The following is a 21,352-nucleotide window of genomic DNA, read 5'->3' as shown; positions in this document are numbered from 1 at the left end:
CTAGCCTTCGGCCGCGATGATGTTGGTGGCAAGCCGCAGTTCTTGTGCTCTCTTGGCCGAAACGATCCACAGTTTGTCGTTGGGGACGCGGTACGCCATTTCGTTCACCTTCGCGAACCCAAGTTCACCCCAATACTTTCGGTCAATTTCGTACGCAAAGTCCCGATCGGTAGCGGAATGCAGACCGAGCTCGGCAAGATCAGTCATTTCTCGAATCTTGCCCGCAATGAATATATCGACGCATGCCGAAATGCAGTTAACGAGAACGATGGTATTGATGCCTCGCTCCTTGATCGCACGCCCTATTTGGTGAGATGCCAGAAGATCGCCTCCCGGGCTTTGGGCAATGACCAGTCCTTCGACTTCCGCCTGTTCGACAAGGGATAGAAAAGCATACGAAGTTTGTGCCGTGATCTCTCCATCCAGGACTAGAAACTGATCTCCGCTGTCCGTGGTTTCAACGAATAGGTTGCCACCGATCGGTTCGGCTTTCTCGGAAACCAGCAATCCACCCGAAGGCGCGCAGGCCAACAGGATCGCAATTGCTGTCGAGAAAACAAAAAGGCGGCCAAACATGACGTTCCTTCGGGGCAATGGGCGGGTCACAGTCGCCCCTCGTCGCTCACCCTGTCAAGGCGAGCCCGGGCGTTGTCGAGCAGATGGTGCCGAAAATGCCCTTGACGCCTAACCACCATGCCATTACGTCGGGCCTCCGAGTGGGCCGTTAGCTCAGTTGGTAGAGCAACTGACTTTTAATCAGTGGGTCGCAGGTTCGAATCCTGCACGGCTCACCACTCAGATAGAAGAACGGGCTCTGTAGTCCTGAGCCAGGGATTCAATTGAATACCCCGCCGACGGGTACCGACAATACCGGAATCGTACATTTTCGATATCTTGAGGAGATCGGCGGGGCGCGGCCACGAGCGACGTATTTCTTGAGAAGTCGAATGCAGGCTCACGGTGTTGGGCGAGAGAGATTGCTCGCTAAGGCAAAAAAGGCCGACTTCCAATCCGTTTTTAGTACTAGTGAACCGTCAGGCAGTCACTTTTCGTCAGTCCTACACAATCCGAACCTTGGCGACATCAGTTCCAACGACAATTTTGCCTTCGCCCCCCCCTTTCGCCCACTGGTTACCGAGGTATTCTCAAAGGACGATCCCAACCTCGACGAGGATAGCGTATTCGGTGTGCGGGAAGGCCTTGTAGTGGCTTATCAGTACATGCCCGCCGGCAGTTTTCCAGCCAGTGGCTTTGAACTCTCGGGAAAGGTGGACGATGCCTAGCTGAAGGTCAGTTTCGACCTTACGCTTGCGCCTGCTCAGGACTCCTGATCGAACCGGATTCCCCGTCGCTTATCAGACCTTCCAGGAAAGTCCCCGTAAGGATATAGTGGGCAAGAAGGCGCTCGCTGGCAGTATCGGCGTCGCGCGCGATAACCGAATCGAGTATCCCTTTATGTTCCTCGGAAACATCGCGTTTCTGGTATGCCAAGGCGCTTCCGGCAAGGAACCTGTATCGGATGTTCAGGTCGTATAGTTGCGAACAGAACTTCAGTAGGATCGGCGAGTTCGCATTCGCCAAAATCGCCATGTGGAACGCCTTGTGAAGGACTTCAAAGTTGTCGCTTTGCTCCTGTTGGGCACGCTGCATACGATGATGAGCTAGCACAATGTCTTCTTCCCACTGCTCATCTGCGTTCGCGATACTTTCTCGCAAGGCAAGGTCGTCAAGGGTACAGCGCAACGTCAGGATCTCGCGAAAGTTGTCACGACTGATGTCGGCGGTCCGAAATCCGCGTTGATCGATGCGCTCGACAAGATTGTCGGAGGTTAATAGGCTCAAAGCTTCGCGGATCGGAGATGCGCCGGTATCAAGTCGCTGCCGCAGGCTCTCAATTTTCAGCTTCTCGTTCGGCTTGAGTTCACCGGTTACGATTAACTGTCGCAGTCTGGTGTAGGCCTGTTGTGTAGCAGAGCCTTCGCTGTTCGGCATTTTCCCACCGCTTGGTTGTTACCTTGACACCGAAAATGGCATTTACTTGTATCACAGGCAAGAAAGTCGACAATTCATCGAATCGCCGCTGAAACGCTGCGTTCTAGGCGCATATCATTTCTCATAGGACCGCTTTCAGTTTGCCCCATTGAGACTGGGACACGTAATCAGTCTGCCAGAACCGAAAGCGCAAAAAAGGCACGTTTGCAGAAAGCTTGAAAGGATCGCCACTCATGACGCCTCGGCTCTCCGCGCCCAAGGATTGTTTTCGTCCAAGCCGTCGTTAACTTGGGAATTTGCTTTTCAAGCTTTCGCTAGCAAGGATACGACTCGGCGCGTGGCGAGAGCATAGCCTTCGATGCCGCAGCCCGCGATCACAGCATCAGCGCGAGCCGACACATAAGAATGATGGCGGAAAGCCTCACGCTTATGAATGTTGGATAGATGAACTTCCACGACCGGCCCATCAAATGTGAAAAGAGCATCCAGGATTGCGATCGAAGTATGTGTATACGCCGCGGGGTTTATGATGATCGCCGCAGCCTTTTGGCGCGCCTCGTGAATCCAGTCGACGATCTGACCCTCATGGTTCGATTGGCGAAGGTCTACATTCAGGCCAGAAGACTCAGCAACCTCCCGGCAACGAGAAGCCGCGTCTTCAAGCGTATCCGTGCCGTATATCTCAGGCTGGCGTTTGCCCAAGAGGTTTAGGTTGGGTCCATTCAGAATATAGATTGTCCTGGTCACTTGGCATGTCCACGCAATTTAAACTTCAGCATCATGTATCGCAGCAAAAGCACGAATTCACGAGAAAGATAAAGGAGCAGACAGAAACTTTGCCACGATGTCAGACTGAAACAGCCTGCATGATCCTGTCACGCGTCAAATCATGCCGGCCACCGGACAACCGGACTTCCCCACGCTCCAGCACGTAGAATTTGTCACCCAGCCCATAAGCAAAATCAAAATATTGCTCGACAAGAATAATCGCCATCTCCCCCTTCTCGCGAAGGTATTCGATGACCCGGCCAATCTGTTGAATTATATTGGGTTGAATGCCCTCTGTAGGTTCGTCCAGCAGTAACAACCTTGGCTTTGCAATCAATGCGCGCGCGATTGCAAGCTGCTGCTGCTGTCCACCGGAAAGATCGCCTCCTCGACGGGCAAGAAATTCCTTAAGTATCGGGAACAAATCAAATATCTCATCGGGAATTCGACGGTCAGAACTTGGAAGGCAGGCAAAACCTGTCTCAAGGTTTTCCTGAACTGTCAGCAACGGAAAAATGTCGCGGCCCTGTGGAACATACCCCACGCCTTTCTTTGCCAACGCGTGCGCGGGGAGTCTTCCAACCTCCTCACCATCCAACAAGTACTCGCCCTTAGACCGAGTGTGGGTGCCGGATAGTGCCTTCAAAAGGCTCGTCTTCCCAACACCGTTCGTTCCCATGACACATGTCACTGCACCCTTGTCTGCATCAATGTCGACACCATTCAAGATCTGGCTCGAACCGTAGTGAAGTGTCAGTCCGCGTGCATGCAGCATGTCTAGCGCCCCAAATAGACTTCGATCACCTTTTTGTCCGAGGTAACGTGGTCAATCGAACCCTCGGCAAGAACTGAGCCCTCATGCAGGACAGTGACCCTGCAATCGAGGCGACGGACGAACTCCATGTCGTGCTCGACAACGACAACCGCCCGGGTACGGGCTGCTTCCTTCAGCAAGTCCGTCGTGTGCTGACGCTCGGCGGGCGTCATTCCTGCCGCCGGTTCATCTACCAAGAGAAGCCTCGGGTCTTGTGCAAGCAGCATACCTATCTCCAGCCACTGTTTCTGACCATGGCTCAACTCACCTGCCCGGCGGTCCAGGTGCTTGTCGAGACCCACTTCTTCAGAAAGTTCTAGCGCGCGACTTTTGTCTTCACCGCTTGGGCGATAAAATAGGACAGCAAAGGGTCCTCGGTCTTTTTTCAGTGCGACCATCAAGTTGTCAAAAACGGTCTGGTCTTCGAATACCGTCGGTCTCTGGAACTTGCGGCCGACGCCAATTTGCGCAATGCGGCTTTCACTCATGCGCAAAAGCGGAGAAGACTCTTCACCAAAGAGCACCCTGCCCTCATCAGGTTTTGTCTTGCCTGTGACAATGTCCATGAACGTGGTCTTGCCGGCCCCATTCGGACCAATAACAGCACGCAACTCGGCATGTCCGATCGAGAATGATAGGTTATTTATCGCCTTGAAGCCGTCGAAAGAGACTGAAACACCAGATACCTCAAGAAGCGCGCTCATTGATTGGCTTCCTTTTCACGAAGCGATCCCACGTCCGGCCCAAGATCCGCACCATGACGCTCGGGATTGCGTTTGGCAGTGATCATGTCGAACAGTCCACCAATCCCCTTGGGGGCAAACAGCGTGACAGCGACAAAGGACAATCCAAGCAACACCGTCCACCAGTCCACCCACTGGAATGTATAGCTTCCCATCTGAATATCGGGTGCCCGCCCGCCGGTGAAATATGTCGATATCAAGCTGACAAATGCTGCGCCGATCACGGCACCGTACAATCTGCCGCGTCCCCCGATCGCAACCCAAACTGCCAGATAGATCGATGCGATCGGCGCCATTTCGGCCGGGTTGATAATTCCCGCTTGCGGATAGTAAAGCGCGCCAGCAATTCCTGCGATAATGGCAGTCAAAGTAAAGATGAACAACTTGAAGGTCTCAACGGGATAGCCGAGAAATCGCACCCGAGCCTCGTCATCGCGAATACCGCGAAGCACATTTCCAAACTTCCCCGAGACCACCCACGAAGCCAGCAAATACCCCAGAGCCAAAGCGAGCGCGGAGGCCCAAAAGAACCATAACGAGACGGTCGCTTGGGGCACACCATCAAGGCCGGGAAGGTTTTGAAGCCCGGACAAGCCATTGTTTCCGCGAAGACCACTGTCGTTCTGAAACAGGTAAAGCGAAAGAGCCAGAGTCATGGCTTGTGTCAGGATCGAGAGATATACGCCTGTAACTCGACTTCTAAAGGCAAGCCATCCAAAAACCAGCGCCAAGATGCCGGGAACCAGTACGATTGCCGCCAGTTGCAACGGGAGCGAATGAGCAAAGGCCCAAACCGGAGGAAACTCCGATGCACCGACCACGCCGAAGATCTGGGTTGCAACTGCGTCGTTTATCTCGGTTTCAGTTGGCGGCAGGGGCAGACCCGCCAGGCTTCCTTCCACGATCAGTCGGGTACGGGCATACATGAGCCACATGCCGATCGCGTACCCGCCGAGCCCGAAAAATGCCATGTGTCCCAGGCTGAGGATGCCGCAATATCCCCAAACAAGGTCCATGGCGAGCGCGACAAGGCACAGGCAAAGGGTCTTGCCAAGCGTCTTGACCATCGAGGTCGAGACGAAGCCGGTCCCCATGGATTCCGAAAGAAGCGTCACGCAAATGGTAAAGAGTGCAAGACAGACGAGAAAAATCAGAACGGATGGATGACGCATCACGAATGGCGTTCTACGCGACTGACCTGAGGCGAAAGATAGATCTGCCATCAATCAGACCTCCGCCGCGCGGCCTTTTAGGGCTATGATGCCCTTGGGCCTGAACTGGATGAACAGGATGATGAACAGGATCATATACGTCTGTGCGGCCAATGTGTTCGACGGATTCAGCCACTCGATCCCCTTTTGAAGGAAACCGACCATTGTGGCGCCGAGAAGAGTACCCCAGATGTTCCCCACGCCGCCGACAACGACCGTCATGAAACTTTGGACGATATAGTCCTGACCCATTTCGGACGTGACCTTGGCATAGAGGCCAATAGTTACTCCCGCCACACCCGCGATGCCCGACCCAAGGCCGAATGTCAGCATGTTGATGCGGTCCGGATTGATGCCCATCGAAGCCGCCATGCGGGGATTTTGTACCACCGCCCGCGTCTCCAACCCGATGCGGGTGCGGTTCATCAGGAAAAGGTAAAACGCCAGAAACAGAAGAGCGAGGAAGAAGATTGCGATCCGAATATAGCTGATGGACACAACATCGTTGATGACTAACGCCCCATCCAACCACGCTGGAGAGGTCAGAGGGCGAGCCTGCGTACCGAAGATGTTCTTGGCGATCTGCTGCAATGCGATCGAGATCCCGAAGGTGGCAAGAAGCGTCTCGAGAGGCCGATGATAAAGCCAACGGATAACCAATCGCTCCATTGCCACACCAGCCGCGAAGGTCACCATGAAGGCCAGCGGCAAGGCAACGAGAATCGAAACAGTATAGTCGGGGATGATCTGCTGAACCACGTAACCTGTGTAGGCACCCATCATGATGAACTCGCCATGAGCCATGTTGATCACGCCCATCACGCCGAAGGTGATGGCAAGGCCGATAGCCGCAAGAAAATAGATCGACGCCAGCGACAATCCGTCCAGAGCGAGGTCCGCCGCTTGGTTCAAACCGACTTTGGTATCGATTGCGCCAAGGGTGCTCAAGGCTGCCTCGACGACGGGAGGCGAAGCTGCAACATAGCGCTCGACGAAGGTGAAACCTGCCATGCGGTCTTCAAGTTCACTTTCGGTCGCGGCCGCGCGGACCGCTCCTGTCCGTGCCAGCTCGGCATAAGCCATATCACGAGTGGCTTCAGAATTCAGATCGGCGACCCGGATACCCGCGACGCTGCCATCCACAATGTTCTGGATCAGCGCGTTTCGCCGATCCTCGCGACTGATGCGTGGTGGCACGAGGTTGGCACCGACCAGCAGATCGTATGCTGCGGGAACGGGAAGCGCGTCGCTTCCGGCCTTTAGGATCCGGGCTATCTCCGGGGAATCTTCAGGGATCCCGCCCTCCACAACGTCGATCCGGGTTGCAACCAATGGGTTCAAAGCTGCGCGCACATCGACGCCCAGATCGCCTCGAAAGCCTTCGATGGCCGCGATCCGCTCTTCGTCGATCTCGCCGAAACGGATTGTGAGAAGCTGTTCCAGCCTCTCCTTTCGAGATCGTATCGAAGGGTCGGATTCGTTTTCTATCGACGACCTCAAGGCCGCGAGGTGCGATGGTTCGGCATCTCTCTCAATGGCCGTCAACGCGGTCATTCTGTTTGTTGGGTCCGCATCGCTGAGTTGAAACTGGACAAGTGCCGCACCAATCAGGCCGCGAATTCCGCTATTTGGCTTCAATTGCGCGAAGTCTTTGTCGGGAGAATCGCCAATCTCGGCACCGTCGGCGAAATCGAAAATCTTGATTGTATCCCGGTCCACTTCTTCGGCGTACACGAACAGGCCCGTGTCCTCGTTTCTCCACATCTCCTTGGCTTGCCATTTCTCGAGAACGATTTGGGCAGCCGGAAGACCACTTGTTGCCAAAGCCTGGATTGCAGGGCCGATTGTCGTACGTGACGACTTGGCAATAGCCTCGCCGTGATCCTGGAGAAGCTTTTGGATCGGAGCTTCGGCATCTTGGGCCGCGCCAGGGTTGGCCAGCAACAAGAGCAATACCGACGCGATACCGACGAAAAACCGACGAAATGCCGACATGCGAGTCCGACCGTTTCTAGATGTGTTGGCGGCAAGGGGGCGGGTCAGCCCGCCCCCAGAAGGGAATACGGATCAGTAGTTTGACTTGATCTGTACGCAGGTCTTGGTCTCGGTGTTGTACATGCCGCAGCCAAGATCTTTCCAATCCGAGATGAGAACGGCGGATTCAGGCAGATAGTCGGTCCATGCATCGCCCGGGACTTCCTCGGTCTGACTGATGATGTCGAACTGCCCGTCCGCCTGGATTTCGCCAATCAGAACAGGCTTGGACAGATGGTGATTCGGCAGCATCACCGCCGTTCCGCCCGTCAGGTTCGGAAACTCCTGCCCATACATCGCGGTCCGCACAGCATCCACATCCGTGGTCCCGGCAGCGGTTGCGGCGTTGACCCACATATTGAAGCCGATGTAGTGTGCCTCCATCGGATCGTTGGTCACGCGGTTCTCACCCATGCGCTCTTTCCACGCCGCCACCCAAGCTGCGTTGGCTTCGGTGTCGGCAGACTGGAAGTAGTTCCAAGCCGCGAGGTGACCTACAAGGTTCGACGTGTCGAGACCGGAAAGTTCTTCTTCTCCAACCGAGAAGGCAACGACCGGAATGTCGTCGGCCGAGACACCAGCAGCAGCCAGTTCTTTGTAGAAGCCAACGTTGGCGTCGCCGTTGATCGTCGAGATCACGCCGACTTTCTTGCCGTCAGCGCCCAGAGCAACGACGTCTGCCACGATCTTGGACCAGTCGGAGTGACCGAAAGGCGTGTAGTTCACAAAGATGTCCGCTTCGGCAATGCCTTTGGATTCAAGATACGATTCCAGAATGTTGTTCGTTGTCCGAGGGTAGACGTAGTCGGTTCCCAGAAGCGCGAATTTCTCGACACCAAGCTCTTCGAGGAAGTAGTCCGTCGCGGGGATCGCTTGTTGGTTTGGTGCCGCACCCGTGTAGAAAACGTTCTTCGAGCTTTCTTCCCCTTCATACTGAACCGGGTAGAACAGCAGACCATTCAGTTCTTCAATCACGGGCAGTACCGACTTTCGGGATACCGAGGTCCAGTTGCCAAAAATGACATCTACTTCGTGCACGGTAAGAAGTTCGCGCGCTTTCTCGGCGAACAATGGCCAGTCGGAAGCAGGGTCAACGACCACGGCCTCGATTTCGCAACCCAAAACCCCACCTTTGGCATTCTGCTGATCGATCAGCATTTCCATGGTGTCCTTAAGAGTCGTTTCCGAAATTGCCATGGTACCCGATAGAGAATGAAGAACACCGACCTTTACCGGGCAGTCCTGCGCAAGAGCTGCCGTCCCTGCAAAACATGTTGAGGCGACAAGAGCGCCAATAAGTTTGTTGGAAGTCATCTAGAGTTTCCCCGTCTAGGGCAGCTTGCATCGGCTCGCTCTCTACCGTTGAAGACCGGAAAAGCGACGCTAGAATACAAACCGCAGCACATATGTTGCCGTCGTGTGGGGAGGAGTAACTGCCAGGTTTAGATTCCCCGCACGGCGTATTTTCACGCCACTTCCGGCGCTCGATCACGCTACTTCCGAACTCGACCGAATCCACACCCCGTGCTTCAGATTTGCACGGATTGCGGGCAAATGATTACTATGCGTGCAAGATTTGTTGCGACCGCTCAATTATTGTGCGGACAGGCGTTCGGCGCCTAGACCACCATCAGATTCAGTCTGAATTCAAAGGAACGCCAAACCGGGCGCTTCCCCACCCGTGCAGATTGGTTCTGGCCTCCACAAAGACCTCTTCAACATGATCCGGGATTTCTATGCCGGTCAAAGTCCGGGTGAAAGGTTGTTCGTTTACATGAGGGTGCAGTAACTCCCGAACACCCAGCAGCGTTCCATCTTCAAGCGTTACGCGCCAACCGTCGGCATAATCGTCCCAACCGGTATCTCCGTGGGAAAGCGTTACTGAAAAAGTCCATGCGGAACCAAACTGCCTAGCTTCTACCGCCTCTACCACCGCCGGGTCTGCTCGAACTTCCTCCAGAAGTGTAAGGGAGACCACCGAAACCAGAGCCAAGGAGACATTTTTCATTGATCCAATTCCATTCCAAAGTCTGTTTGAGCCATCGAAATTGAATTTGCGTTCGCTGCACAGTGAGTACACACAATTGTTACGGACCGCTGTCCGCGGCGGTCGAGAGTCCACAGTTGCGTTTTGGCTTTATTGGTTATATAAACTTACCAATTTTGAGGTGTACCCATGGAAATGCCAACCCCCGACCCGACGCTCATTGCCAAAAAGCCGAGGATCGTTGAGCGATTGAAGTCGGTACTGCCTGCAGAGGCTGTCATATCCGACGAGTCGGAAACCAAAGCCTACGAGTGTGACGCGCTAACTGCGTACAGGTGCCCACCACTTTGTGCGGTACTCCCTTCTTCAACCGATGAAGTCTCTGCTATTCTTCGTATCTGCCACGAAGAAGGAATACCGGTGGTTCCGAGAGGCTCGGGTACGTCCCTGGCGGGCGGTGCGCTGCCCACAGCGGACAGTATCATCCTGGGCGTCGCACGCCTGAACAATGTGCTTGAAACGGACTATGACAACCGGTTCATCAGAGTCCAGACGGGCCGCACAAATCTAAGCGTGACTGGCGCGGTTGAGACAGAGGGCTTCTTTTACGCACCAGACCCATCATCCCAACTCGCCTGCGCGATCGCTGGAAACATAGCAATGAATTCGGGGGGCGCACACTGCCTTAAGTACGGAGTTACGACGAACAACCTTCTTGGCGTGACGATGGTTCTCATGGATGGCACTGTCGTCGAGATTGGCGGAGCTCATATGGATGCCGGCGGCTACGATTGGCTCGGTGTCGTCTGCGGTTCCGAAGGCCAGTTGGGAGTCGTCACTGAGGCGACCCTGCGAATTCTGCCCAAGCCGGAAGGAGCCCGACCCGTCCTGATTGGATATAATTCCAACGAGGTAGCGGGTACTTGTGTATCCGACATAATCAAGGCCGGCGTGCTGCCAGTGGCGATAGAGTTTATGGACCGACCGTGCATCCGTGCTTGCGAAGCATTCGCTAAGGCCGGCTATCCTGACTGCGAAGCGCTGTTGATCGTTGAAGTTGAAGGAAGCCCGGAGGAAATCGATTACCAGCTTGGCCTCATCAAACAGATTGCCCGTAAGCATGATCCGGTTGAACTTCGCGAAGCGGGGGACGCCGATGAGGCTGCCCGGATCTGGTTGGGCCGGAAGTCGGCCTTTGGCGCGATGGGACAGATCAACGACTACATGTGCTTGGACGGCACGATTCCCGTCACCTCGTTGCCGCACGTTCTCAAGCGGATTGGCGAGATGTCCAAGGAGTTCGGTCTGGATGTAGCGAACGTCTTCCACGCGGGCGACGGCAACATGCACCCCTTGATTTTGTTCGACGCCAATAAACCCGGCGACTTAGAGACCTGCGAAGCATTCGGTGCCGAGATCCTCAAACTCTGCGTTGAGGTTGGCGGTTGCCTGACAGGCGAGCATGGCGTGGGAATCGAGAAGCGCGACCTTATGCATTCGCAGTTCGCTTCCGCCGATCTGGAGTCACAGATGCGTGTGAAGGATGTCTTCGACCCTGATTGGCTTCTGAACCCGGCAAAGGTCTTTCCGTTGGATGCAAGCCGAACTCGACGCGAGAACCCGGCTAAGGCCGCCTGAAAGAAATCCGGCCACCCGAACCGGATTCGGGAAGCAAAAAGGACAAGCCGTGCTGACACCGAAAACCGAAGACGAGCTTGCCGAGGTGATAGCCGGCACGACCTCGCCGTTGCACATAAGCGGCGGCGGCACACGACCAGTAGGGCGCGTGGTCAATGGAGACCCTTTGTCTACTTCGAAGATATCAGGGATCTCAATTTACGAACCAGGCGCGCTGACACTGGTAGCCCGAGCCGGGACTCCTTTGGCTGAAATTGAGACGGCGCTTGAAAAGGAAGGTCAGATGCTGGCCTTCGAACCCATGGATCACCGCACCCTTTTGGGCACGAAAGGAACTCCTACAGTCGGTGGGGTCGTTGCCGGCAATGTCTCCGGCCCTCGCAGGATACAATCCGGAGCCTGCCGCGACTTTCTTTTGGGCGTCCGGTTTGTGGATGGTGCGGGCAGCATCATCAAGAACGGCGGCCGCGTCATGAAAAACGTGACCGGTTACGACCTGACAAAACTCTTGGCGGGTAGTCGCGGCACCTTGGGAGTCATGACCGAGGTCAGCCTGAAAGTCCTACCGAAACCGGATACGGCTGCCGTCCTGTTGTTGAGAGGCCTAAGTGACGAACTGGCAGTTTCGGCGATGTCCGCTGCGCTCGGCTCGCCCTATGACGTGTCGGGCGCTGCACATTCGCCACAAGGACTAGACGGCGGGCCGGTCACCATGGTGCGGGTTGAAGGATTCGAAACTTCCGTTGAGTACAGGGCTGCGCAACTAAAGGAACTCTTGGCTCAATTCGGGCCAGCCGAAATCGAACGACGCAACGGAAACGATGGAGGCCAAGGTTACGAAGCTGGCTGGCGCTGGATAAAGGACGTCGAAGCTTTTCGAGACAAAAGCTCCGTCTGCAGGATCTCGTTGAAGCCAGGGGCCTCGCCAAAAATAGTGCAGGCCCTAAGGGAAAAGCTTGCATTTGATTGCTTGTATGACTGGGGCGGTGGCCTTCTCTGGATCGCTGCGGATCATAACCAACTTGAGCAAATAGCTGCAGAGCACTCTGGTTTTGACGATCTCGGCAAAGGCGACCGGGGCGCTGCCATTTTGCATTCCAGGATTCAGGATCGCGTCGGCCAAGCCGGTGGCCACGCCACCCTAGTCAAGGCGTCGGACGCGGTACGGAACACTGTCTCTGTATTTCAACCCGAAGCCGAGCCCCTCGCTCGACTGGCGCAAGGGCTTAGAAGACAGTTCGATCCAAAACAAATTCTAAATCCGGGATTGATGGACTGATGCAAACAACCTTTACCGAACAGCAGTTGAAAGATCCCGGAATTCAACGTGCGAACGAAATTCTCCGATCGTGCGTCCATTGTGGTTTCTGCACGGCAACCTGTCCGACATATCAAGTCCTTGGCGACGAACTCGATAGCCCGCGAGGCCGGATCTATCTGATCAAGGACATGTTGGAGAACGACCGGCCAGCCGATGAAAAAACGGTCAAACATATAGATCGCTGCCTCTCATGCCTTGCCTGCATGACAACTTGCCCTTCGGGTGTGCATTACATGCACCTCGTCGATCATGCCCGCGCCCACATCGAGAAGACCTACAAGCGGCCGATAATGGATCGCCTGTTGCGATGGGCTCTTGCGCAAATACTACCGTATCCAACACGCTTCCGACTCGCCTTGCTAGGCGCAAAGATTGGTCGTCCTTTCGCATTTCTTATGCCCGACGCGCGACTTAAAGCGATGCTGGCAATGGCCCCAAGACAGATTCCGGCCGTAAGCAGAAATGACGACCCTCAGACGTTCCCTGCCTACACCCGGAAGAAAATGCGCGTCGCCCTGATGACAGGCTGTGCCCAGCGCGCGCTCAATACGGACATCAATGATGCAACCATACGCCTACTGCGCAGGCTCGGGGCCGAGGTGGTGATCGCCGATGGAATGGGATGTTGCGGAGCCTTGACCCACCACATGGGAAAGGAAAGCCAAAGCCATGCCTCAGCCGCACAGAACATCCAAGCATGGATGGCCGAGGTGAGGGACGGTGGCCTCGATGCGATCGTAATCAACACAAGCGGATGCGGCACGACTGTCAAGGATTACGGCCACATGTTCCGCAATGACTCCAAAATGGCTCCCGATGCCGCGCGCATCAGCGAACTTGCAATGGATGTGAGCGAAGTTCTGACCAAACTGAAACTCCCGAAAGGAGAAGCCAAAGGTCTGCGGGTGGCGTATCACGCAGCATGTTCTCTTCAGCATGGCCAGCAGATCAAGACAGCCCCCAAGGACCTTTTGAAAACGGTCGGCTTCGAAGTGGTGGAGCCAACGGATCCGCATCTTTGCTGCGGCTCTGCCGGCACATACAATCTGATGCAGCCCGAAATCTCGGCAAAACTGAAGGACCGCAAGGTCCGTACTCTTGAAGCGAAGCACCCCGATGTCATTGCAGCAGGGAATATCGGTTGCATGATGCAGATCGGGTCAGGCACGGATGTCCCAATAGTACATACTGTCGAGTTGCTGGATTGGGCCACGGGCGGCCCCAAACCACCAGCACTGAAAGATGTTATGGAGTAGCGCCAGTTTGCAACTCTGAGTCGAATTCCCCGGACATATTCTTGCCAAATCCCTTCGATAGCTTGTTATCACCGGTAAAGGGGAAGAATATGCGAAGACTTTTCGCTTCTTTCGGAGCAGTACTTCTTCTGACACAAGGTCTGGCCGCCCAAGATCGGGAGGAGGCTACAGGACTTCGTGAGCTCATGACTGCTTACGAGGCAAGCGGCTGGGAAGCCGTTGGGCTTATCAGTATTGGCGCAGGCGGCATGTGCACTGGCGCATTGATCGAGACGAATGTCGTCTTGACCGCAGCGCATTGCCTTTTCGATGCAAGGGACGGTAGCCGGATAGATCCGGAAAAGGTCAAGTTCCATGCAGGCTGGAGGAACGGGCGCTCCACTGCATCCCGCAATGTTCGCCGGGCGATAGTCCATCCGGACTACGTCTTTACCGGACCGAATGGCGATCTGCATGTGGCCAATGATATTGCGCTGTTGGAGCTGGAGAGCGAGATCCGACTGTCGAACATAACCCCATACGCAACTGGCAATAGACCTCGCAAAGGTCAGAACGTTGGTGTCGTCTCCTACGCGCACGACCGGGCTTCATCACCTTCCCTCCAGAGGGTTTGTTATGTCCTGGCCCGCCAAAGAGGTGCGCTCGTTCTATCATGCGAAGTTGATTTTGGCTCCTCGGGCGCACCCATCTTTGTGGAAGTCGATGGTGCCCCAACCATTGTTTCGGTGGTCTCGGCCAAGGCCGAGGTGCAGGGTCGACCCGTTTCCCTAGGAACGAACCTTGAAAAGCCTCTCTCGGAGCTGAAGACCATTCTCCGAACCGGCGGCGGGATGACTGCACAACAAAGCATCGAAGCGAAGACCATTCGCAGCGATCAGACACGCGTTCGTTCGGTGGGCAGTGGAGGTGGTGGCGCAAAATTTTTGCGGCCTTGAAACCAGTTGAAAACACCTCAAGAATCGCTTGGATGAAAGCGCTCAGCTCTTGTGCCGGAGCCCTACTGATATGGGCTACTTTTCCCGCGAACGCAGGAGAAGCCGTTGACGCCGCCGGCCGCATCGAATTTTCGATGACTGGCGGAACTTGTTCGGCGGTGTTGATCGCTCCAGACATCGTTGTGACCGCTGCGCACTGCACTCCGGATTCCAAAGATCTTTCCGGAGTGGCCTTCAGAAGTGGTTCCGGTGATGGTCCAGTGCCTGCAAACCGAGCGGTCAGACATCCTCTCTATGATCGAGAAAGCCCCCGGGTTGAATGGCAATTCCGGTTCGACGTGGGAGCCATCGAGCTAAGGCCATCCGGCGCCTTAGACCGGATCCCTCCGATGCCAATCGGTCACGAAGCGCAACCGGGGGAAACTCTCTTTGTGGTGAGTTGGCTGGAATCCTACGGACCTAAGCCGCGGCAGAAGGCCTGCACGGTCCTCAAGGTGGGCCTGCAAGGTCTGGTGACACTCGGATGCGACGTCGAAAGTGGTGAAAGTGGCGCGCCGGTTTTGCGAAAAACCAGTGAAGGGCTTGAGTTGGTCGCAATTATCTCAAGCCGCGCTCAACTCCTCGGTCAACCAGTGGCACAGGCCTCCGACGTGCGCCTTCGGCTTCCGCCCCTTCTCGACCTGTTCGACCGAGAACGCGGCACTTGAAGCCACAAAACCCTCTTCCTATCTGAATTTTGCCGGATGCCGATAATGGATCCGGCGACAACCTGCCCTGCCCAAACGGGAGGGCGCGATGTTATCGCTCATTGAGGATGACCAGAATGCGTAACTTTGACCTTGCACCGCTTTACCGGGCCACCGTTGGTTTTGATCAGATCGCCGACCTGATGGATCGGGTTTTGACGGATACCGCCACAACGCCGTCCTATCCGCCTTACAATATTGAAAAGACCGCCGAAGATGCCTGGCGCATCTCGATTGCCGTCGCTGGGTTCTCGGAAGATGACCTCAGCGTTGAGGTTCGGGAAAACGCTCTTTTTGTCTCGGCCCGCAAGGCTGCCGAAGACGAGAACAAAACCTATCTTCACCGCGGCATCGCCAACAGAGCATTCGAGCGTCGCTTTGCCTTGGCCGACCATGTGCACGTAACTGGTGCCAGCCATGTCAACGGCATGTTGCATATCGATCTAGTACGCGAAGTGCCCGAAGCGCTGAAACCGCGACGGATAGCAATCGCAGCAGGTGACACGTTGGAAGGTAAGGCAGTCGAAACCAATTCGGTAAATTGATTACCTTGCCGTTCTGAAACCCGCTACGCGCCCGGTCAAACTGGGCGCGTTTTAACTTTTTAGCTCACGCAGCGTGACCCCGCTTGAAGGATTCGCCAACAGAACGGATTTTGCTCTTTGCACAAAGCGCCACGAGACGACGTTTAATCGCTGATCTCGGGCAATTCGGGTCGAGCACCCCCGTACTGTCCCTGGCCGTCACCTACACTTAAGACGCCCAATCCCGGACTGCTGATATCCTGTCTGGGCCATTTGCGTCCGGTATCACCTTCCGGTTCCTTGACAGTTCACATCGTGAGATCGGACGCAATTCAAGCCTCGAGCAACGACAGGTTACTCGCCGTAGGGCACCCAGACAGTCTTGATCTCGGTCGCTGCCGAAAGAAACTCTTCGGCTCCGGCGGCAAACCAGTCGCGTGTCTTCCCATAATTCACCCAGGTACGCTTCAAATTTCCTGCCGCTTCGCGTTCGACGACGCCAGAAAGGTCACTTCCAGAAAAACTCCAGACCGCGTCCAGATCCATGTGCCCAGCCATGTGCGGGGCGAGCTCAGAGTGAGAGCCTGTCAAGATGTTCACGACCCCTGCCGGTACGTCAGACGTCTCAAGAACTTGGTAGAAGTCGGTGGCGGCCAGAGGAAAGGGCTCGGAGGCAACGAGAGTAATCCTGTTTCCCATCGCCAGCGCTGGCCCGATAAGAGAAATCAGACCCAAAAGAGGCAATTCGTCAGGCGCAAAAGTACCGATCTTGCCAACAGGTTCGTTCGTTGCCAATGCAATACCACGGATCGGGACGCCTATTACTCGACCATCGTACTTGTCTGCCCAGGCAGCCCACGTGAACAGCCGATCGATAGAAGTCTCGACCTCGAACGCACCACTTCGTTTTCCAGTTAAATCATTGATCCGCGCAGTGAACTCTCCGGCACGTGCTGAAAGGTTCTCACCAAGATAGTAAAGGATCTGTGCTCGAAGATGCCCGGTCGTACGCGACCAGCCCCGCGCCGCGTTCATGGCCTCGACTGCGTTTCTGAGGTCCTTGCGGTTGGCTAGCCCGGCATGGCCCAAAAGCTTCCCCTTGCTGGACCAAACGGCTCGGGAATACCCACTGTCGGGACGCGCCTGTTTTCCCCCGATGAAAAGCTTTGCTGTTCTGTCAACGCCTTCAACAGTTTTTTCGTCCGGGGCTACTACAGCAGGTGTTGGGTTCAGACTCTTCAACTTTGCTGTCGCTCGGGTATAGGCCATCAACCCTTCCCAGCCACCCTCACGACCAAAACCCGACTCTCGCACACCACCAAATCCAGCGGCTGCGTCGAACAGATTCGTGGAATTAACCCAGACAACGCCCGCAGCCAGCTTGGGCGCTACATCAAGCGCAAGATTGACGTTCTCGCTCCATATCGTTGCAGCAAGGCCATATCGGGAATTGTTTGCAAGTTCGACGGCCTCCTCAGGTGTACGGAACGTCGTGCTGACCAAAACGGGACCGAAGATCTCTTCCTGCATCAACGTGTCAGATGTCGCCAGACCGGAAATCAGGGTGGGAGGATAGTAACAACCAATCTCGGGAACCGGTGTCGATGCGTGATAGACTTCTCCACGCGTGCCCGCGACCATTGACTTGATCGACTCAAGCTGAACAGGATCTACTACCGCACCAACATCGATACATTTGTCGAGCGGGTCGCCAATCCGAAGCTTGTCCATGCGAGCCTTGAGGCGTCCATGAAAATCCTCCGCAATGCCTTCCTGGACAAGAAGCCGGGAGCCAGCGCAACAAACCTGCCCCTGATTGAACCAGATCGCATCGACCAGACCCTCGATAGCGCTGTCTATGTCGGCATCATCAAAGACAATATAGGGGGACTTGCCGCCCAGCTCCAACGTCAGGGACTTGCCTGAACCAGCTGTCCCAATACGGATCTTGCGACCCACATTGGTTGAGCCGGTGAAGGCAATCTTGTCGATATCCGGGTGGCTCACGATCATCTCGCCCACGTGGCCGTCACCTGTGACAATGTTCAGAACGCCTTTGGGAAGACCCGCCTCGCGCGCGAGATCCGCAAAAAGGAGAGCGGTCAACGAAGTATACTCAGCGGGCTTAAGAACCACGCTGTTGCCCATGGCCAGAGCAGGAGCGACTTTCCACGCCAACATAAGAAGCGGGAAGTTCCACGGTATGATCTGACCACAGACACCCAGCGCTTCACGACCCCGCAATTGCTCGTCCATCAGTTGGGCCATGCCGGCATGGTAGTAGAAATGTCGAGCCACGAGGGGAATATCGATGTCGCGGCTTTCACGGATTGGTTTGCCGTTGTCGAGAGATTCCAGAACCGCGAAAAGGCGGGATTGCTTTTGTATAATTCTGGCGATCGCGTAGAGGACGCGAGCACGCCCCTTGGCGTCACGCGCCCAGGCCTTCTGCGCCTTGCGCGCAGCAGCGATCGCAGCCTCGACATCCTTGGAAGACGCCTGGCTGACCTTGGCCAGCGTCTGACCCGTTGCCGGGTTTTTGGAGGCAAAGGTACGCGCCGGTCTTGTCCAGGTCCCGTTGATGTAGTGACCAAACCGACCACCGTGACGTTCGAGCCATTTCAACGCTTCGGAGGCGTCCTCCGGCGCAGGGCCGTATTCCATAGTCTCGAAGATATCCTGGACCGTCATGTCTGCCTCATACTTTGAGCGCTCCGGTCTTCCAGGCGCGTTCCAAGCCCTCGATGTTTTCAGCTTTCCACTCCAGATCGCCGTCAATTGGGTAATATGCCCAGATATCGGGCGATCCTCGACGGTAGACAAATTCAATCCCATCGGCGCCAGCACGCCCGATATACAGCTTTTCGCCATCCTTGGATTCGCGCACTTCCTCGCTGCTGTATATGAAGGCGACCTTGGCAAGCCGATCGTGCCGACCTTCGGAATAGAAGCGGAAATAGTCGGTGGCCTCGGGCCAAGTATCTGGTGCGACGGTCATTACTTTATCCCAATGCATGTCTGTAGACCGCCGAGTAGCGGGCCGTGACGTGGTGTTCCAACTGCCGCTCAATATCCCCCAAAAGTGAAGATGCTCCGAATCTGAACAGATCGGGACGCAACCAACGATCGCCCAGTTCGTCCTTGATCAGTGTAAGATATGTAATTGCGTCTTTCGCCTTGGAAATCCCGCCTGCAGGCTTGTACCCGATCCGGTAACCGGTTGCCTCGTGATAGGCACGGATCGCGCGGACCATGACCAAACTGACGGGAAGGGTGGCGTTCACGCTTTCCTTGCCAGTGGAGGTTTTGATGAAGTCGGCACCGCCCATCATGCAAACCCAACTGGCACGCGCCACATTCCGGAGAGACCCAAGTTCGCCCGTGGCGAGAATTGCTTTGACATGCGCGTCACCGCACGCGGCCCGAAACAATTTCATTTCATCATAGAGCGCCTGCCAGTTGCCCGTAAGCACGTGACGACGCGAAATCACAATATCTATCTCACTGGCGCCGGATTTCACGCTTTCCTCGATCTCGGCAATTCGCAATCGCAGAGGAGAAAGACCAGCCGGAAACCCGGTTGACACTGCAGCCACGGGAACCCCTGTACCAGCAAGCGCATCGACTGCCGTCTCGACCATGTCATGATAAACGCAAACTGCGCCCGTGGTGATTGGAGGCATGCCAAGCGCGTTGAGAATGTCTTGGCGCACCGGATTGGTCGCCTTTGCGCAGAGCCGCCGGACCCGACCCCGGGTGTCGTCGCCCGAAAGCGTTGTTAGGTCGATCAGAGTAATTGCTCGAAGAAGCCAAGCAGCCTGATATTCTTTCTTGACCGAGCGGCGCCCGGGCAAAGTAGCTGTCCTGCGCTCGATAGCTGACGTATTGGCCTGAATCGATGCGATTCGATCGAGATCAAGATCAGTCCCGGGATTGCGCGGTTCGTGAACTTGCGGCAATTGCGCCTCGCCCGAGGCAGATCGGGACACGACACTGGTCTTGGTTGACATTCGCTGAGCCCCTATTTGACACACAAATGGTGACATGGAGCAATCCAATTATCAAGATTGACCGATTGGTCAAAAACGAATCCTTCAGTGCTCCATCAAAACAGTTTCGACCCTTGCTCCGTGCTCAAATGTGCGATGGACCGGGCACTTATCGGCGATTTCCATCAGGCGCTGTTGCTGCTCATGCGACAATTCACCGACAAGCCGGATCGCACGCCGAAACGTGTCGATTCTGACCGCGCCTGCGCCTTTGGCGTCCTGTGCATGTACCTTGTCGTGGCTGACTTCGACCGAGACATGATCCAGCGGCCATCCCTTTCGGCGTGCGTACATTCGGATTGTCATCGAGGTGCAGGCGCCGAGACCTGCCGCAAGGAAGCCGTAAGGCGACATGCCCCTGTTAGTCCCACCATAGGAGGCTGGCTCATCCGCGAGTGTGTGGTGGAAAGGACCCGAGTTCACGTCCTGAAGGAACCCATTCGGATCCGCCTCTGAGACCCGCACTATGCCCTCAGGTGCGCCGGGAGGTTGCGCAGGGGCGCGCAGGCCAAGATATCGTCCCGACCAAGCAGCAATAACCTCGGCGGCGTACTCGGCGTCCGAGGCGCTCGACACAAGATGGTCGGCGTCGTCGAGCGTCACGAAACTCTTGGGATGCTTCGCCGCAGAAAAGATGCGTGTTGCGTTTTCGATACCGACCGTTGCGTCGCGGGGGGCATGCAGGATCAGAAGCGCCTTGCCAAGCTTCGAGATCACTCGCTCCAGCGAAGTGCCTTCCACATCCTCGACGAAGTCGCGCCCGATCGTAAAGGACCGACCTGCCAGATCGACAGGGGCACTTCCATGCTCCCTGATTTTCTCCAACGAGTCACTGAAGTTGTGAGTGACATGGCCGGGATCAAAAGGCGCGCCAATCGTCACCAAGGCCTTCGCTTCGGGAATCTCGATCGCAGCCTTCAGAATGGCCGCCCCTCCGAGACTGTGCCCAATAAGAAGTGCCGGAGGCATTTCTCTTGATTGCAGGGCATTTGCGGCGCGGACAAGGTCCTCCACATTCGAACTGAAGGTCGTATTCCCGAACTCTCCATCCGAGTGCCCAAGTCCCGTAAAATCAAACCGTAGGACGGCAATGCCCATCGCAGCCAAGCGCGAGGCGATTCGGCGGGCCGCTGCGATATCCTTTCCGCAGGTAAAACAATGGGCAAATAGGGCCGTTGCCAAATGTGGCCCATCGGGCATGTCAAGCCGTGCAGCCAGCATATCTCCAGAATGACCCTGGAAAGTGAATCGTTCGGTGCCCATCGCCAACTCCTCTCAGTTGGCTTTCAACATCGTTGTATTGCCGACAGCGGACAACTGGCTTGTCAATAGTC

The 21,352-nt window shown here is 55.7% G+C and carries 19 protein-coding genes and 1 tRNA gene; 7 read left to right on the top strand and 13 right to left on the bottom strand.

Annotation, left to right across the window (positions count from 1 at the left end):
• Positions 1-576 (bottom strand): COG3904 family protein, encoded by a 576-nt coding sequence (locus ACKLNI_RS10390; protein ID WP_413718999.1) that lies wholly within the window; start codon positions 574-576, stop codon positions 1-3.
• Between the two features lie 142 nt (positions 577-718).
• Here ACKLNI_RS10390 and ACKLNI_RS10385 point away from each other — a divergent pair.
• Positions 719-794, top strand: a tRNA-Lys gene (locus ACKLNI_RS10385).
• Between the two features lie 508 nt (positions 795-1,302).
• On the opposite strand, the gene ACKLNI_RS10380 is transcribed toward ACKLNI_RS10385, so the two are convergent.
• The 8 genes from ACKLNI_RS10380 to ACKLNI_RS10345 form a co-directional block, all read right to left on the bottom strand.
• Entirely contained in the window at positions 1,303-1,992 is a 690-nt protein-coding gene (locus tag ACKLNI_RS10380) for a GntR family transcriptional regulator (RefSeq protein WP_413718998.1), read from the bottom strand.
• Between the two features lie 303 nt (positions 1,993-2,295).
• Positions 2,296-2,739: a type II 3-dehydroquinate dehydratase gene (gene aroQ / locus ACKLNI_RS10375; RefSeq protein ID WP_413718997.1), complete on the bottom strand. Its 444-nt coding sequence runs from the start codon at positions 2,737-2,739 to the stop codon at positions 2,296-2,298.
• Positions 2,740-2,839: 100 nt separating this feature from the next.
• Positions 2,840-3,535, bottom strand: a complete 696-nt coding sequence (gene urtE, locus ACKLNI_RS10370) for an urea ABC transporter ATP-binding subunit UrtE (RefSeq protein ID WP_413718996.1) — start codon at positions 3,533-3,535, stop codon at positions 2,840-2,842.
• 2 nt (positions 3,536-3,537) lie between these two features.
• Positions 3,538-4,278: an urea ABC transporter ATP-binding protein UrtD gene (gene urtD / locus ACKLNI_RS10365; RefSeq protein ID WP_413718995.1), complete on the bottom strand. Its 741-nt coding sequence runs from the start codon at positions 4,276-4,278 to the stop codon at positions 3,538-3,540.
• Positions 4,275-5,540 (bottom strand): urea ABC transporter permease subunit UrtC, encoded by a 1,266-nt coding sequence (gene urtC, locus ACKLNI_RS10360; protein WP_413718994.1) that lies wholly within the window; start codon positions 5,538-5,540, stop codon positions 4,275-4,277. Before urtC ends, urtD begins: the two co-directional genes overlap by 4 nt.
• Positions 5,541-5,543: 3 nt before the next feature.
• Positions 5,544-7,523: an urea ABC transporter permease subunit UrtB gene (gene urtB / locus ACKLNI_RS10355; protein ID WP_413718993.1), complete on the bottom strand. Its 1,980-nt coding sequence runs from the start codon at positions 7,521-7,523 to the stop codon at positions 5,544-5,546.
• Positions 7,524-7,595: 72 nt separating this feature from the next.
• Positions 7,596-8,876 (bottom strand): urea ABC transporter substrate-binding protein, encoded by a 1,281-nt coding sequence (gene urtA, locus ACKLNI_RS10350; RefSeq protein ID WP_413718992.1) that lies wholly within the window; start codon positions 8,874-8,876, stop codon positions 7,596-7,598.
• A 322-nt stretch (positions 8,877-9,198) separates the two neighbouring features.
• Positions 9,199-9,570 (bottom strand): hypothetical protein, encoded by a 372-nt coding sequence (locus ACKLNI_RS10345; RefSeq protein ID WP_413718991.1) that lies wholly within the window; start codon positions 9,568-9,570, stop codon positions 9,199-9,201.
• A gap of 168 nt (positions 9,571-9,738) precedes the next feature.
• On the opposite strand from ACKLNI_RS10345, the gene ACKLNI_RS10340 reads away from it, so the two are divergent.
• From ACKLNI_RS10340 to ACKLNI_RS10315, 6 genes are all read left to right on the top strand, one after another.
• Positions 9,739-11,187, top strand: coding sequence for an FAD-linked oxidase C-terminal domain-containing protein (locus ACKLNI_RS10340; protein WP_413718990.1), 1,449 nt, complete (start codon positions 9,739-9,741; stop codon positions 11,185-11,187).
• Positions 11,188-11,239: 52 nt separating this feature from the next.
• Positions 11,240-12,466: an FAD-binding protein gene (locus tag ACKLNI_RS10335; RefSeq protein ID WP_413719110.1), complete on the top strand. Its 1,227-nt coding sequence runs from the start codon at positions 11,240-11,242 to the stop codon at positions 12,464-12,466.
• Entirely contained in the window at positions 12,466-13,764 is a 1,299-nt protein-coding gene (gene glcF / locus ACKLNI_RS10330) for a glycolate oxidase subunit GlcF (RefSeq protein WP_413718989.1), read from the top strand. The genes ACKLNI_RS10335 and glcF overlap by 1 nt, the downstream gene beginning before the upstream one ends.
• Positions 13,765-13,853: 89 nt before the next feature.
• Positions 13,854-14,699: a trypsin-like serine peptidase gene (locus ACKLNI_RS10325; RefSeq protein ID WP_413719109.1), complete on the top strand. Its 846-nt coding sequence runs from the start codon at positions 13,854-13,856 to the stop codon at positions 14,697-14,699.
• Between the two features lie 32 nt (positions 14,700-14,731).
• A complete protein-coding gene (locus ACKLNI_RS10320; RefSeq protein WP_413718988.1) occupies positions 14,732-15,406 on the top strand; it encodes a trypsin-like serine peptidase in 675 nt (224 codons plus the stop codon).
• Between the two features lie 116 nt (positions 15,407-15,522).
• Positions 15,523-15,990 carry an Hsp20 family protein gene (locus ACKLNI_RS10315; RefSeq protein ID WP_413718987.1) on the top strand — a complete coding sequence of 156 codons (468 nt, stop codon included), beginning with the start codon at positions 15,523-15,525 and terminating at the stop codon, positions 15,988-15,990.
• A gap of 333 nt (positions 15,991-16,323) precedes the next feature.
• Here ACKLNI_RS10315 and ACKLNI_RS10310 read toward each other — a convergent pair whose 3' ends face one another.
• The 4 genes from ACKLNI_RS10310 to ACKLNI_RS10295 all read right to left on the bottom strand — a co-directional run bounded on the left by ACKLNI_RS10310 (position 16,324) and on the right by ACKLNI_RS10295 (position 21,281).
• The gene (locus ACKLNI_RS10310) at positions 16,324-18,660 is read right to left on the bottom strand and encodes an aldehyde dehydrogenase family protein (protein ID WP_413718986.1); all 2,337 of its coding nucleotides are present in this window, start codon (positions 18,658-18,660) and stop codon (positions 16,324-16,326) included.
• Between the two features lie 7 nt (positions 18,661-18,667).
• Positions 18,668-18,967: a hypothetical protein gene (locus ACKLNI_RS10305; RefSeq protein ID WP_413718985.1), complete on the bottom strand. Its 300-nt coding sequence runs from the start codon at positions 18,965-18,967 to the stop codon at positions 18,668-18,670.
• A gap of 4 nt (positions 18,968-18,971) precedes the next feature.
• Positions 18,972-19,979, bottom strand: a complete 1,008-nt coding sequence (gene deoC / locus ACKLNI_RS10300) for a deoxyribose-phosphate aldolase (RefSeq protein WP_413718984.1) — start codon at positions 19,977-19,979, stop codon at positions 18,972-18,974.
• An 84-nt stretch (positions 19,980-20,063) separates the two neighbouring features.
• Positions 20,064-21,281, bottom strand: coding sequence for a bifunctional alpha/beta hydrolase/OsmC family protein (locus ACKLNI_RS10295; RefSeq protein ID WP_413718983.1), 1,218 nt, complete (start codon positions 21,279-21,281; stop codon positions 20,064-20,066).
• Positions 21,282-21,352: the final 71 nt, after the last annotated feature.

This window comes from Silicimonas lutimaris, from assembly GCF_047314965.1.
Classification (GTDB): Bacteria; Pseudomonadota; Alphaproteobacteria; order Rhodobacterales; family Rhodobacteraceae; genus JAVJUV01.
The sequence above is the reverse complement of the archived record's forward strand: the minus strand, read 5'-3'. Positions and strand labels throughout refer to the sequence as shown.